Origin of the sequence: Pseudomonas sp. RIT-PI-a (genome assembly GCF_001187875.1) — a bacterium.
GTDB lineage: Bacteria > Pseudomonadota > Gammaproteobacteria > Pseudomonadales > Pseudomonadaceae > Aquipseudomonas > Aquipseudomonas coleopterorum.
This window is the reverse complement of record NZ_LGIR01000033.1, coordinates 145,702-158,780: the sequence shown is the minus strand read 5'-3', so window position 1 is coordinate 158,780 and position 13,079 is coordinate 145,702. Positions and strand designations below refer to the sequence as shown.

General features: G+C 60.1%; 13 protein-coding genes and 1 pseudogene. 8 read left to right on the top strand and 6 right to left on the bottom strand.

The window, feature by feature from the left end:
* Positions 1-77: 77 nt before the first annotated feature.
* Together AC788_RS19655 and AC788_RS19650 are read left to right on the top strand one after the other, a co-directional pair.
* On the top strand, positions 78-680 hold the full coding sequence (locus AC788_RS19655; protein WP_049862224.1) for a DUF4823 domain-containing protein: 603 nt from the start codon (positions 78-80) through the stop codon (positions 678-680).
* 10 nt (positions 681-690) lie between these two features.
* Positions 691-1,242 (top strand): DUF1285 domain-containing protein, encoded by a 552-nt coding sequence (locus AC788_RS19650; protein WP_049862223.1) that lies wholly within the window; start codon positions 691-693, stop codon positions 1,240-1,242.
* A 48-nt stretch (positions 1,243-1,290) separates the two neighbouring features.
* Here AC788_RS19650 and AC788_RS19645 read toward each other — a convergent pair whose 3' ends face one another.
* The 3 genes from AC788_RS19645 to AC788_RS19635 form a co-directional block, all read right to left on the bottom strand.
* Positions 1,291-3,735, bottom strand: coding sequence for a penicillin acylase family protein (locus AC788_RS19645; protein ID WP_049862222.1), 2,445 nt, complete (start codon positions 3,733-3,735; stop codon positions 1,291-1,293).
* Between the two features lie 196 nt (positions 3,736-3,931).
* The gene (locus AC788_RS21495) at positions 3,932-4,135 is read right to left on the bottom strand and encodes an SEC-C metal-binding domain-containing protein (RefSeq protein WP_082223728.1); all 204 of its coding nucleotides are present in this window, start codon (positions 4,133-4,135) and stop codon (positions 3,932-3,934) included.
* 86 nt (positions 4,136-4,221) lie between these two features.
* Positions 4,222-4,707, bottom strand: coding sequence for an LEA type 2 family protein (locus AC788_RS19635; protein WP_049862221.1), 486 nt, complete (start codon positions 4,705-4,707; stop codon positions 4,222-4,224).
* A gap of 170 nt (positions 4,708-4,877) precedes the next feature.
* Here AC788_RS19635 and AC788_RS19630 point away from each other — a divergent pair, with 170 nt between their 5' ends.
* The 3 genes from AC788_RS19630 (at position 4,878) to AC788_RS19620 (ending at position 6,068) form a co-directional block, all read left to right on the top strand.
* Positions 4,878-5,420, top strand: coding sequence for a hypothetical protein (locus AC788_RS19630; RefSeq protein ID WP_049862220.1), 543 nt, complete (start codon positions 4,878-4,880; stop codon positions 5,418-5,420).
* A gap of 99 nt (positions 5,421-5,519) precedes the next feature.
* Entirely contained in the window at positions 5,520-5,777 is a 258-nt protein-coding gene (locus AC788_RS19625; protein WP_152965774.1) for a hypothetical protein, read from the top strand.
* Positions 5,778-5,831: 54 nt separating this feature from the next.
* Complete coding sequence (locus tag AC788_RS19620) at positions 5,832-6,068, top strand: hypothetical protein (RefSeq protein WP_152965773.1); 237 nt, start codon at positions 5,832-5,834, stop codon at positions 6,066-6,068.
* A gap of 1,315 nt (positions 6,069-7,383) precedes the next feature.
* On the opposite strand, the gene AC788_RS19605 is transcribed toward AC788_RS19620, so the two are convergent.
* Entirely contained in the window at positions 7,384-7,917 is a 534-nt protein-coding gene (locus tag AC788_RS19605) for an RIP homotypic interaction motif-containing protein (protein ID WP_049862215.1), read from the bottom strand.
* A 188-nt stretch (positions 7,918-8,105) separates the two neighbouring features.
* Here AC788_RS19605 and AC788_RS19600 point away from each other — a divergent pair.
* Positions 8,106-8,671: pseudogene (locus AC788_RS19600) on the top strand (recombinase family protein).
* 1,697 nt (positions 8,672-10,368) lie between these two features.
* Here the strand turns inward: AC788_RS19600 and AC788_RS19585 are convergent.
* On the bottom strand, positions 10,369-10,839 hold the full coding sequence (locus AC788_RS19585) for a YchJ family protein (protein WP_049862212.1): 471 nt from the start codon (positions 10,837-10,839) through the stop codon (positions 10,369-10,371).
* A gap of 1 nt (position 10,840) precedes the next feature.
* A complete protein-coding gene (locus AC788_RS19580) occupies positions 10,841-11,338 on the bottom strand; it encodes a DUF6231 family protein (RefSeq protein ID WP_049862211.1) in 498 nt (165 codons plus the stop codon).
* A 163-nt stretch (positions 11,339-11,501) separates the two neighbouring features.
* On the opposite strand from AC788_RS19580, the gene AC788_RS19575 reads away from it, so the two are divergent.
* Both AC788_RS19575 and AC788_RS19570 read left to right on the top strand, forming a co-directional pair.
* Positions 11,502-12,206, top strand: coding sequence for an OmpA family protein (locus AC788_RS19575; protein WP_049862210.1), 705 nt, complete (start codon positions 11,502-11,504; stop codon positions 12,204-12,206).
* Between the two features lie 101 nt (positions 12,207-12,307).
* Positions 12,308-13,036 carry an OmpA family protein gene (locus AC788_RS19570; RefSeq protein ID WP_236690550.1) on the top strand — a complete coding sequence of 243 codons (729 nt, stop codon included), beginning with the start codon at positions 12,308-12,310 and terminating at the stop codon, positions 13,034-13,036.
* Positions 13,037-13,079: the final 43 nt, after the last annotated feature.

Genomic DNA, 13,079 nt, shown 5'->3' with positions numbered 1-13,079 from the left:
CCCAGCTTCGCGAACTGGCGCAGAAGCTGCATCAGCCAGGCAATCGCCGGGATCTTGTCGCCGGCTCTGGAGGATGCATGCGTAACCTGGTCGTGCTGCTGGCGCTCTTGGCGTTGAGCGGCTGCATGAAGGTCAGTGATCTGGGCGAGGGCGCTCGCTACCACTTGAGCGATGCAGGCGTGCTGAATCACAGCGAAACCCGCCGCTTCAATAACCTGCGCGTGCAGCCCGACTCGTTCATCTACATCGCCCAAGGCTCGTTCGTGCCTCCCGGCGGCGCCTACCCCAGGCCCAACGTGGTCGCCGAAGAAGCGTTCGAAGCCTTCGTCGAGTACTTTCCCCTGGTACGCCGTGCCCCGGCACCGCTGGGCCTGGAACAAGCCATGGGCGAAGCCCGCAATGCCGGTGCGCATTACCTGCTCTATGCCCGTTTTGCCCGTGCCGACGACCGCATCGGCAACACGGACGAGTGGGCCGACCAGGAGGCCCTGGATCGACTCGGCGTGGACAGCAGCGTGATCCAGATCATGCTCATCGAAACCAGCACTCACTACCTCATCGATACCGCCACCATCCGCAGCCGTGGCGGACTGCTGACGATGCATGACAACAAACCGGAAGATTTGCTTGGCCCGCCCCTGGAGGACTACGCTCGTAGCCTGTTGGGCGTAAGCCGCTGAGGAGACAGGCATGACGGGCAAGGCCGACGATTTGCTGGCGCACATCCCCACTCACGAAAAGGGTTTGCCGCCCGTGCACCTGTGGAATCCCGATTTCTGCGGGCACATCGACATGCGCATTGCCCGCGACGGCACCTGGTTCTACCAGGGCACGCCGATCGGTCGGCCGGCGATGGTCAAGTTGTTCGCGGGCATCCTGCGCCGCGATGGCGACGAGTACGTCCTGGTTACCCCGGTGGAGAAGGTGGGCATCGTCGTCGATGACGCGCCGTTCGTGGCCGTCGACATGCAGGTATCGGGTGCAGGCGAGCAGCAGACGCTGCGCTTCACCAGCAATGTCGAAGACAGTTTCGATGCGGGTGAGGAGCATCCGCTGCGGGTGGACATCGACCCCTGCAGCCAGGAGCCTTCGCCCTACGTACGGGTGCGTACCAACCTGGAAGCGCGCATCCACCGCAACGTGTTCTATCGTCTCGTCGAGTTGGCGGTGGTGCGTGACGGTTGGCTGGGGGTGTGGAGCGGTGGGGTGTTCTTCCCCATAGGCCGGGATCCCGGGCGATGACCAGCCCCCGTCCGAGTGGCGGGGGACCGTCATGGGCCGTCGAGGTGGTTACTTCTGCGGCGTCAGCGTCAGTCGCTTGATGCCATAGGCCTTCTCGAAGTTCTGCGGCTGCATTGGAAAGCTGACGTACTGATTCTTGAGCCAGGCATCGATGCCATCGGCGTAGTTGGCACTGGCCGGATTACCGGATTGCCCGCTGCTGTTGAGGCCGATCATGGGTTCGGTCTGGGCGAAGTCGACGACGATGCGCAGGGCCGGTATCGACGCGGTGTCGAAGCTGTCGCCCCACCGGTAGGCTGCGGCATTGAGCGTGGTGTGATCCCCGCCAGTGGCCACCGGACCGCGTACTGTCTGGCCAGCGGCGTCCGTCCAGCTGGTGCGGTGCAGGCGGCCCCACTGCCATTTGCTGCGGTCGGCGCCCAGTTGTGTCTCGCCAGCAGTAACCGCCGCAGCCAGGCTGCGAGCCAGGATGGCAGGCTTGTCTTCCTTCTGAGGCGTGGTCACGTCGTCCCAGAACGGGCTGTCGTCGCGGCCCAGCAGATGATCGGCCTGGGCCGAGTAGGAAGCCATGCCCTGAGCGACGAAGGCCTTCCAGGCGGCGCTGTCGATCGGCCCCAGTTCGTCGAGGAAGGTGCGCTGCATGCTTTGTTGCAAAAACAGCTCGTACAACGCGGCGTCAGCGGATTGCGCGCTCAGCCGGCCATCGAAGGCCATCAGCCGGGTGTAGGCCTCCCGGGCCTTGGTGCGATCGGCGTCGGGCAGGGCGTCGATGGCGCTCTTCAGCGGTTGCACCATGCCGGGTGCGAGAAACATCTTCTTCAGTTTGGCGGCGAACGGGGTGGTCTGGTCGGACTGCATGGCGATCATGCTGCGGGTGTCATGCTTGCCGGCGCCGGCCAGTTCCGCGAGGCGCTCGCTGCGCTCAGGGTAGTACCAGCCGTTGGAGAGCTGAATACCGTAACCCGGCGGCACGATGCGCTGGTTGGCGGTCCCCAGCCAGCCCTGCGGCGGGTCCTGGTCGTAGGGATGCAGCATCGGGTCGGCCAGGCCGTCCCAGTCATACCGGCCATCCCAGCCGGGGGAGGGCAGCATGCCCTTGCCCTCGAGGCGATTGGGGAAACGGCCGGTGACTTGCCAGCCGATGCTGTTGGCGTCGGCGAACAGCAGGTTGGTAGCCACCGCGCGGATCTGCCGGCTGGCATCCGAGGCCTTCTCGACATTGCTGGCGCGCGACAGATCGAACAGGGCGTCCAGGCTCTTGTCTTCGGTCAGGTCCGGCAGTTGCAAGGCCAGGCCATAGCCACCGCTGGCCGACAGGCCGGCGAGGTCGTTGAGCAGGGCACCATGTCCGGTTTCGTACACGGCTTCGCGCAGTGGCCGCTGCCCCTTGGCCAGGAAGGTTTCCTGACGTACCCGCGTCGGTAGCCATTTGCCGTTAGACTGATAAAGCACGCGGCCGCCTTCGCTTTTGACCTTTTCCACAAACAGATCCTGGTTGTCGCCCATCACGGCCGACATGCCCCAGGCCACTTGACCATTGAAGCCTGTGAGCACGCCCGGCAGACCGGCCAGGGCGACGCCCGCGGCCTGATAACGCGGTGCCCGCAGCTGGACGAAGCTCCAGGCGGAGGGTACCGCAGTGGCGGCATGTAGATCGTTGGCGAACAGGCTTTTTCCGGACCGCGCGCGTTGCGGGGCGATGGCCCAGTTGCTGGAGCTGGCCGTGCCGAGTCGCTCGAGTTCATGGTTCAAAGTGCCGAGCCCCGCCACATGGGTCAGCGAGTTGCCCAGAGACACACCCTTGAGTTTCTCGGCCTCGGTGAACGGCAGGCTCTCGTCCGGATAGACCGGCAGCAGCCAGGCCAGTTTGTCGGTGCCCACTTTCTGCGCCAGTGCCAGCGAGCCCAGCTCTTCCTGCAGGTTGAGCGACTGGCTGAACGACCACAGGGCGAACATCAGCGCCGAGTCTTCGGCCTTCCAGTATTCGGGGGTGTAGCCACTGAGCGGTGCCGGCAGCTTGCCGCGATAGCGGAACAGGTAGGCGTTCACGCCCCGCGCGTAGACATCGAAGAAGCGCTTGAGCCGCGGTGATGCAGCGGCGTACAGCTGGTCGGCGTTCTTCTTCAGGTTGATCCTGCGCAGCAGGCGGTCGCTGTCCAGTGCATCGGCACCGTCCAGCTCGGCCAGGCGCCCCTGAGCCAACAGGCGCATGCGTACCATCTGAGTGATACGGTCGCTGGCGGCGACATACCCTTGAGCAAACAGGGCGTCGTGGAAGGTGTTGCTCTCGATCAGCGGCATCCCCAGGCCGTTGCGCCGCACCGAGACGTTCTGCGCCAGACCCTTGAGCGGCTGTACGCCCACGCTGGGCGGCAGGCTTTGTTCGGCAGAGCCGCCCAGCCATTGTTGACAGCCAGTCAGGCTAAGCATGCCTGTCACCACGGCGGCGCAGCCGAACTTGGGCATGAAGAAAGAACGGGCGGGCGAGGCCATGGCGAAGCTCCTGCGGGGGCTGGCGTAAAAGGCGCTACGTTAGAGAGGGAGAAGGAAGCGCGCAAGCGTCTGGCGGGGGTTATTTTTGCCTGGGTCGAGCCGCTTGCGGACAGTATGCGATGCGGTCAGCCTCGGGCTAGGTCTCGGGTTACAGAGGGGACTGCCGGAACGCAGCCCCTTCACGCAGAGGCTCGGCTTAGGCGCCGTGGCACTTCTTGAATTTCTTGTCGCTGCCGCACGGGCACGGATCGTTGCGGCCGACGTCCTTGAGGGCATTGCGCACCGGCTCCTGCGGAGCATGATTGCAGTGCGGGCCATGCACGTGACCGTGGTCGTGCTCATGGTGATGGTCGTGATCGTGGTTGCAGTCAGGACCGTGCACGTGAGGTTGCTGGGACATCGGGGGAGCTCCGTGATTGAAATTGGCCGGAATTATCTCACCCTGGGTCTGGAATAGAAGGGCTGCGCCAAGAATCTTTGCGATGGTCAGTGGCCGGGCAGGCCGCGGGCGTTGATTTCACCGGTGTGATTCAACACCACATCGTGACCGAACAGCACCCCGGTACGCAGTTCACCGCGAAGCTCGTAGCGGATCGGTCGATCCGGATGCTTGAGCAGCTTCGACAACTCGCGCACGTGTTGCCAGAGGTTGGTACGCACCGGCACTTCATAGTATTCGCCGCTTCTGCCGGCCACGCTGAACCAGTCGCTCGTCTCGCCCTCGGTGAGCAGCATGTCTTCCAGGCGCACGTTGTAGCTCATGCCACGTACGGGCAGGCTGCGGCGGTTGGGGTTGTCGATGCGAAACCGGAGGATAAAGCGCTGCTGCAGCAGGTTGGCCTTGACCACTTCGACCTTGACCAGGTGCACCTTGGGGTCCTCGTAGTTGCCGGTGAACCAGGTTGCGCATCCCGTGAGCGCCAGCACTGAGAGCAAGCCGATGCTGCGCAGAACGAGAGTGCAAGCGGACATGGCGCGGACCTCTGGATTTGCCCTGAGTCTAACAAGGCCCGTGCGCATGACAAGGGCGAGCTTGTTGCGCCGAAACATCGTGGTCCATAATCACCGTCACGGTGCTGGCCCTTCGGCATCTAGCTGCCCATCCCCACTGCCGGCAACGGTGTCACGCCAGGAGAGTTGCCATGAGCTTGTACGAGATCGTTTTCAGCGGTGAATGCGTGCCTGGCGCGTCGCTGGATCAGGTCAAGAGCAACCTGGCGACCCTGTTCAAGGCCGATGCCCAGCGTATCGAGCTGCTGTTTTCCGGGCGCCGACTTGTGCTCAAGAACAACCTTGACGCCCAGGCGGCGGAAAAGTACCGCGCAGCCCTGGCGCGCGCAGGCGCGGTGGCGAGCATCGACGAGATGGCCCAGGAGATCGAGGAAATCATCATGACCGCGCCCGCCGCGGCAGGTGACTTCGGCCAGAAACCCATGGCCGTGGCACGCCGCGCCGAGGTCGTGCCGCGCGATGCCTACATGGCGGCGTTCGTGGCCGTCGACGCCCCCGATTTCGCCATCGCCGAGGTGGGCGCCGATCTGCAGGAGGAAAAGCCCGCAGTACGTGCGCCGAACCTCAACCTGCAGCAGTTCAGCCTGGCGCCCGCAGGCAGCGACATGGGGCAGTTGCGGCACGAGGAAAGCATTCAGGTGCCGGACATTTCCCATCTCAGGGTCATTGGCTGATGTAGCTGGCGCAGCACTTCTGATGTTATGCAACCCTGTACGTCCTGTACAAGCGCTACCTTTAGTGCAAATCAGTACGGCGATATACGCAAATACGCCATGAGCCATATCCACTTTATGAAGGGCCAATCGGCCATCGGCCTGTTCCACGCTAACAATCTGTTAATCGCTCCATTGAACATGAACCGCTCCCACTGCACAAAGCATTTTGGCCATAGCGTAAGCATTCCCCGTGCACAGCCGGAATTCCACTACATGATACACAAGGGCGACAGCCGATTGTCCACAGTCGCCCGAATCATTCAGTTCCTAGGCGAAGGTGTGATCACCGAGTTCGTCAAAGCCGTGAAACTCTAGCCCTCTACACGCCATAAAACGCTGTCTTGGTTTCACGACTATCTTGACCCAGGCGTGCCAGAACACGCCGAATACCTTGCTAATCTGGATGGTATGTCGACCAAAGCGCTGTCAGCATTCAAGGCAGCACTTCTGGGCAAGGAGGGGAAAGGATTCAAGCTGCTGACACAGGATGTGTATCCGATGGATATCTTCGCTGCTGAGCTACAGCGTCATGCTGTGATTCGTCCAGACCTTGACCAGTTGGCAGCATTCATCACCAAGTGCACAAAAACGGGTACACCATCGTGATTCTTCATCCTCGAATCAGGCCTATTACCCGACTTTTTCGCCGTGTTTTACGGCAAAGAACTGGCAGGCATAGCCGAAGCACTCGTGCCAACCCTTTAATATATGGCCACATTGGGCAAATTAACGCTTCAGGTGCTATCGCTGGCTTCTGTCGTGGTAGCTACAGTGACACCAGCAGCGCTTCTATACGTGCTCAATGACATTCACAAGTCTCGTGATGAGCCTGATGGATGCGTGTTAGATGTCGCTCCCACGCCGCTACAAGCCGATACGGCAACGTATGAGTCGATTTACTTCCATGAGGTAACTGGATCAAATAGCGCGGCCCGGGGCGATGGGAGCAGGTGGTTCAGCGTGCGCTCGCAGCCATTTGTTGCAATCGTGCAGGAAGGGGTTGTAGTCAGCTACCGCTTTGACAGTGCCACAACGTAGAATTTCGGTTCGTTCGCATGGGCACTATTTTTTTGAGCCAAAGCTGATATGGCTGGCTCATCGACACCAGCAACGGTGACATCCGAGTCGATAAAAGAGTGCTTCTTAGCATTGCTGATGTCGTTCAACGCCCGAAGCATATTGTAGTGGGGCTGAAGCAAGCCATCTGGTCCCGGATAGTCTTTTTTTCTAAACATCATTCCGATGGAATCAATTTCTATCCGCTCCGGGTACTGTCCTTGTTGACGGTAGGAATCGAGGCACCACAGAAGGGCGATGAGTTCATCTGCAACGCGTCGGAGTTAGGTAGTGGCATATTCCATGGCGAATCTATGCAGGTCGTACGCCTTTGACAGTTCCACGCTCGGCTGGAATTGTTGAGCTATGAATCTCCCCCATTCGGTGTAAGCAACTTCAATTTGGCGATTCGCCTCGTCTAGCCTGCCCATGATAGTCATGTGCTTCAGCAGGAAGTTGCCGTATGGCGTCGATGCCGGTAGTGGGATCATCTGCATCGCCGTAACAGGCGCGTCGTGTCCTTTTCCCGTGTCTATTTGTGGAATAATGGGGCTCGTTCTCGGTGTGATTGGGCCATTATGGCAGTGCTTCCCGTGCAGCGTAATTCGATTTAAACCCTATAATACGCCCTCAAATACGGCCAATACGCTGCCAGCGGCGGGTGTATTCACCTGCTTTGAAATTTGTAGCACGCCTGTAGCTCAGTATTTCCGGGGCCTTTGGCCTTATATGGATAAGCGTGACGCGTTGAAAGATAGTTTCCGAACGATTTCAGACGGCAAAAAACGTTCGAGCTGGGCCAGAATCATCGTTTTCAGCAGCGGAGCGCCGAAATGGTCTCTCCAGCCCAAGCCTTAGCGAATGATCAGCCTCCAACCCCAAGCAAGCCCATCAAGGCTGGCAGCCCGGCACCCACCGCACTTGCTGTGAGCGGGTGTTCAAGGAACACTTTCAGCCGACCCTTTGCTTCCTCCTTGGCCCCCGGCTCGCCTTCTGACTTGTCGATTGCTGCAAGCAACTCTTTTAGCCCTGCTTCAAGGTGCTGAACGTTGTGGTTACCAATTTGAATGCCAGTCGAGCCGTGGATATTGATCACATGTGAAGCTTCAAGTGACGGCGGCGTATATGCTGTCTTCTTCACCGTTTTGATTGTCCAGTGGGGCGGAATACCGCTATGCCCGCCCAAGCCGGGGCTGTAGCCAGCGGCTGTAACGGTGTACACCTCCTCCTTTCCCGGTATAGGTCGGAAAATCGTATCGCCTTCTTCAACATCAAACTCTTTGTAGAACAACGATGTTTGCTTAGGGTGGCCGAAGTTGCATTTGAAAGGCCCCCGACGCTCTCCATTCCGCTCGATGTAGATCGTGTCTTGCCCGCCTGCGGGAGAGAATAAATTCATATCTGCGCCTCCATTGGGATGTTCCTGCATGCTACCGCTGGCTCATATCAAGGTGCCACTCGTTAAGTAGCATCATCAATCGTACGTTAAACGATCCCTTCCAGACAGGCGGTATCCAGTACCGACAAAATAGGGCCCGTGCATTGTTGATACAACAATATTACGTTAAAGGATACGGAGGCTTCACCATGTCATGCACCTTCCTGCACTGCCGCGTTTCTACTGCCGGGCAATTCACCACCAACAATGTGCAGGAGGCGAAAGTCGCGGGCTTTGACGTACAGGCGAGCCGGGTAGTCGAAGAATCCATTTCAGCAGCATCGCCACCAGCGAACGCCCCGGCTTTCAGAAACTGATGGATCGTATGGAATCAGGGGATGTGTTGATCGTAACCAAGCTTGACCGCATGGGCCGTAACGCCATGGACGTGCGTCAGACTGTCGAGCGCCTTAAAGAAAGTGACATTTGTGTTCACTGCCTCGCCCTTGGAGGTGTGGACCTCACCAGTGCAGCAGACACGATGACCATGCAAGTGCTAGGGGCTATAGCTGAGTTCGAACGTGACTTGCTTATCGAGCGTACCCAGGGACTGACACGTGCCAAGGCCGAAGGCAAGAAGCTTGGCCGTCCCGAAGCCACTGATATCACGCGTTCCGTGCACGCTGAGATGGCGTATGACATGACACAGGCTCAGGTGGCCGCTGAATTTGGTATCCGTATTGGAACAGTGAAGCGTCACTGGAACAAGGTCTGATAGCCTCTAGATGCTCACTACAGCCTGCCAATTGCGGGTTTTTGTTGTTTACATCCTACCTCAGCGATGATTCCAGCACCTATCGTGGCTACTGAACCCCAAGAAGTTCTTACGGAATTAGTCAGCTTCCCACAGCGAGGTGTTGCCGGGCGCTTAGCCGTTCTGGTACAGATGACAGCGCCCAGTTTACTTTTCCAGCCATCTCAAGCAATCATACTTCGATGCGCAACTTTGCTCCCAGCGAGGGGGTATATAGCATGGGCAGAATCAACCTACGAATCTCGATCGATAATTTCTGTCATCAGGTTTGTGACAGCGGACACGAATCGGTCCAGAGGGTGTCTTCTACAGTAGTTCTCCATGGATAGCTGCACACCTTTGTTGTCCAGACCTGTGAAATACTCGACGCCCGAGACGGCGCTCGCGTAACTCACGTAGCCGGACATCCAAACAGTGAATGGATAGACAGCGGACTGATCCCCATTTCTTGCCCGGTCCGTAGCTGCAACATACTCCCCGCAGCTTTGGGAGCCTTGACCGTAAACCATTGGGACGGCCATAGCAGTGACGCTACCGATCATTCCTGCCAGTGCAGCCGCCGCTATGTGCAATTTCATAATCACCATCCTTGTTCAGGGGAGTTGAAAGGCGCGGTTTTGTAGAATGTGCTGAAGAAAGCCCCACCCCTTACAGGGTGGGAGCTGCTACTTCAGAGGTCGAGCATCAATTGGTGCGGCATACTGCGGTAATGTTGCCGTACATGCTCCCACCGCCCGAAGCGCCACCGGGGGTAGTCGTGAACGAAAACATTTTTTACAGGGGGGGGCGACGCGCGATGGCGCCGACGAAGCTGAGTACCCATAGGGGATATCTCCAATATGATTGCTTAGTGCAATCATCTGGAGCGAACGACGCCGACCGCTGACAGTTGACGACAATGTCACTGTGTTGGCTTAATGGCCGCTCTCTCCAGAGTCATGCGTCTTCGAATGCCTGCCTTGGGGTGATGCGGGTGAGCACGTTCTGTCGCCAAACGTCTCGTGTTCATCCGCAGTCTTTCCTTCCGCACGATCCACTCAGGATCGGCACCTGACGCAGCAAAAACCCTACATGTAGTGCCTTTGCTGCGCTTGGCATACAAGATAATGCGGTGTATTGAGTATTGCAATACACACGTCTGTGGATAACTTGTGAGTATTTTGTGAGTTTGCTGGCTCTGATTGGCTACAGCCTTTGTTGGCCGTGGACGTGAACCGCCTATCACCCGTGAATGACCTTGATCGATGATGACGCCCACACCGCCGTGCCTATTGAGATCTCCAACGGCTTCAACCCTCGTCTATCCATAGACAGAAGCCAGAGCAGAGCAAAAGCGAGTTTTTGGTATTCATGGTATTGGATGGAGTACGCCCGGCAGGGTGATGGCGTTGCCGCTGGCGACTGATTCGCTGAGACGTGCAACCACGCTGAAAGCTGACCGCTTTCGTGCATACGCTCAAAGCGCCTGCTTTGGTATTCTATCCCGTCAGCGACGCTGACGATTCATTCCGTCGGCTCCAAACCAAGCTCAGCGATGAACTAGTCGCTGAGGCTGAGGACGATGTCAAAGAACAGCTACTCCTTAGGGGCTGCAAGTTCGTACCCGTGCTCATCAGCGAAAGCCTTGGGTATGGTGATTCCTACAGGACAGAATTGGCTTATAGGTAATTGTGGCAGCACTTTTTGAACTTCTGCCCGCTCGCGCAGGGGCAGCTGTCGTTGCGGCTGGCCTTGAGCGGCACGGTCGGGTCGATGAAGTACCAGCGGCCGTCGTGCTGCACGAAGGCGGAGCGCTCGCGGTGGCAGTGTTCGCCAGCGCTGTCGTGCCAGCGGGCGCTGAAGGTCACGAAGGCATGTTCGGGTTGGCCGCCGAAGACTTCCGCCGCGACGACTTCCAGGCCCAGCCAGGTACTTTGAGAACTCCACTGGGCAATGGCCTGGCGGTCGAGACCGGCCTGCTGGGCGTGCAGGGTGGTGGCCACCAGATAATCGACCAGGCCCAGCACGTAGGCGCTGTAGCGCGAGCGCATCAGGCTCTGGGCGTCGGGGGCCGGCTGGCCTTCGTGATAGCGGCCACAACAGGCCGGCAGCAGATTGCCGCTTGCGCACGGACAGATCGAAACGCTCATATCACCACCAATACTTGCCGAAGTTTTCCGGGTTGGCCCAGAACTTGGCGTTGAGCCAATCCGGGACTTGTTTGTATTCGCGCACATCATAGGTGTACAGCGTGAGCACCTGCTGGTCGCGGGCAAAGCGTTCGCTGGCCTGCAGGGCCAGGGCGTAGAAGTCGGTGTCGTTCCACCCGCTGGCGACCGGGTCGGCCAGTACGGCAATGCAGCTCGCATTGAGGTTGCGGATGCCGGCCAGCAGGCGCGTGCCTTCGGGCTTGCTCAGGTGTTCCAGGCAATCCAGCGCCAGCGCCAGGTCGAAGCGCTGTCCGGCCAGATGCGCGGGCAGGGGGCCGGGTGCCGCTCTGGAGACCTGGGTTTCGGGGTGCGCCGCCTCGAACGCCGCCAGGGCGGGGAAGTCGCTGGCGCCGATCAGCAGCAGGCGCTGGGGCGCATGGCGTTCGAGCAGGGCCGCCAGGGCCTGTTGCGGGGTGCGGGCAGAAAATGCGTCGGTCATTGCTACTCCTCGGTCTTGGCCGTCACATTATAGGGCCTCGGCCTGATGGCCCAGCACTGATTGAGCCGTCCCGACATGGCTTATTGCTGGCGCATATGGCCTGGGCAGTCTTTACTCCCTGAACATCGGCCCCTGTCGCCGATTTCCCTGAGGAGAAACCTAGATGAGCATAGTTCGGACGGCGTTACCCTTGATCCTGGTCAGCAGCGTGCTGACCGGTTGCGCAGGCTTGCAGAAAACCGACTGGCCGATGTGTGCAGCCGTGGGCGGCGTGACCGGCGCGGCGCTGGGTGCCATCGAAAGCGGATCGCTGGCCGCCGGTGTCGGCGCAGCGGCGGCCGGTGTCGGTGCCGCCTATTGCTGGGTGCATGGCGATGGCGACGAGGATGGTGATGGCGTACCGGACAGCCGCGACAAGTGTCCCGGCACGCCCAAAGGCACCCCGGTCGACGCCAACGGTTGCCCACCGCCCGCTCCAGCGCCGATGCCCGTGGCCGCCGAACCGGCACCGCTGCCCAAGGAGGAAACGATCGTCATCCGCAACGTGCATTTCGAATTCGACAAGGCCACCCTCACCGCCGCCGACCGGGCGCAACTCGATACCGTCGCTACCCGCTTGAAAACCGAGGCCACCACGGCGCGCCTGAGCGTCAGCGGTCATACCGACAGTGTTGGCAGAGACGCCTACAACCAACGCTTGTCCGAGCAGCGCGCCAAGGCGGTGACTGACTACCTGGTGAGCAGCGGCGTGCCACGTGCCAGCGTGGTATCGGTCAAAGGCATGGGCGAAGCTCAACCGGTCGCCGACAACAACACCGCAGACGGTCGCGCCATGAACCGGCGTACCGAGATTCTCATCCAGCGTTGAACCTTTGCCAGTGACCGCCAGTCGCCTTGTACATCGACCGGCGGCACGCTTTACTTCTCAGTTGCCGGCACCCGCCGGCGACTCAGGAGCCTTCAATGATGCTGAAAGATCTATCGCGGGCCGTACTTCCCGCTCTGCTGGTCGCTGGTGTGCTGGGCGGTTGCAGTACCACCCGTGATGGCGCATCTCCACTGAATTCGCGTACCTGGCCGGTTTGCAGCGTGCTGGGCGGTCTGGCCGGTGGTGGCCTGGGTGCCATCGAAGGGGGCGCGGGGGCCGCCGGGGGCGGTCGGGCGGGCGCCGGGGCCGCTGGCCTGGTCTGCTATGCCCAGGAGGGCGCCAAAGACGAAGCCGGCGTGTTCGACCGCCGCGACCGTTGCCCCGATACCCCGGCCAACACCCCGGTCAAGCACAACGGCTGCCCGTTGCCCGTGTATCCGGCGGTTACCAAGGCGCCTGAGCCGCCCGTGGCGGACATTCCCGAGGTCGTGACCTTGAGCGATGCCGGCGATGTGCCGTTCGAATTCGGCAGCGCCGAACTCACCGGCAGTGCTCGTACAGAGCTGACTTCCTTGGCCTCGCGCATCAAGGCCTCCCAAGTGGCCACGGTCAGGATCGTCGGCCATACCGACAGCGTCGGCAGCGATGGCTTCAACCAGAAGCTGTCCGAGCAGCGTGCTGCCAGCGTGGTCTCCTTTCTTCTGTCGCAAGGCGTTGCGGCAGACAAGCTGAGCAGCGAAGGCCGCGGCGAAAGCGAGCCGGTCGACAGCAATGACACCGACGCCGGACGGGCCAAGAACCGTCGCGTGGAAATCCATCTGACGCATTGACGAATAGAGGCCGACAGAGCTTTTTCCTGCCGGCCTCTGGTCA

Coding starts and splice junctions, on each gene's coding strand:
- AC788_RS19635 (WP_049862221.1), bottom strand. CDS start 4,707: ATGTCCGCTTGCACTCTCGTTCTGCGCAGCATCGGCTTGCTCTCAGTG.
- AC788_RS19655 (WP_049862224.1), top strand. CDS start 78: ATGCGTAACCTGGTCGTGCTGCTGGCGCTCTTGGCGTTGAGCGGCTGC.
- AC788_RS19625 (WP_152965774.1), top strand. CDS start 5,520: ATGAGCCATATCCACTTTATGAAGGGCCAATCGGCCATCGGCCTGTTC.
- AC788_RS21495 (WP_082223728.1), bottom strand. CDS start 4,135: ATGTCCCAGCAACCTCACGTGCACGGTCCTGACTGCAACCACGATCAC.
- AC788_RS19605 (WP_049862215.1), bottom strand. CDS start 7,917: ATGAATTTATTCTCTCCCGCAGGCGGGCAAGACACGATCTACATCGAG.
- AC788_RS19580 (WP_049862211.1), bottom strand. CDS start 11,338: ATGACCGACGCATTTTCTGCCCGCACCCCGCAACAGGCCCTGGCGGCC.
- AC788_RS19585 (WP_049862212.1), bottom strand. CDS start 10,839: ATGAGCGTTTCGATCTGTCCGTGCGCAAGCGGCAATCTGCTGCCGGCC.
- AC788_RS19630 (WP_049862220.1), top strand. CDS start 4,878: ATGAGCTTGTACGAGATCGTTTTCAGCGGTGAATGCGTGCCTGGCGCG.
- AC788_RS19650 (WP_049862223.1), top strand. CDS start 691: ATGACGGGCAAGGCCGACGATTTGCTGGCGCACATCCCCACTCACGAA.
- AC788_RS19645 (WP_049862222.1), bottom strand. CDS start 3,735: ATGGCCTCGCCCGCCCGTTCTTTCTTCATGCCCAAGTTCGGCTGCGCC.
- AC788_RS19575 (WP_049862210.1), top strand. CDS start 11,502: ATGAGCATAGTTCGGACGGCGTTACCCTTGATCCTGGTCAGCAGCGTG.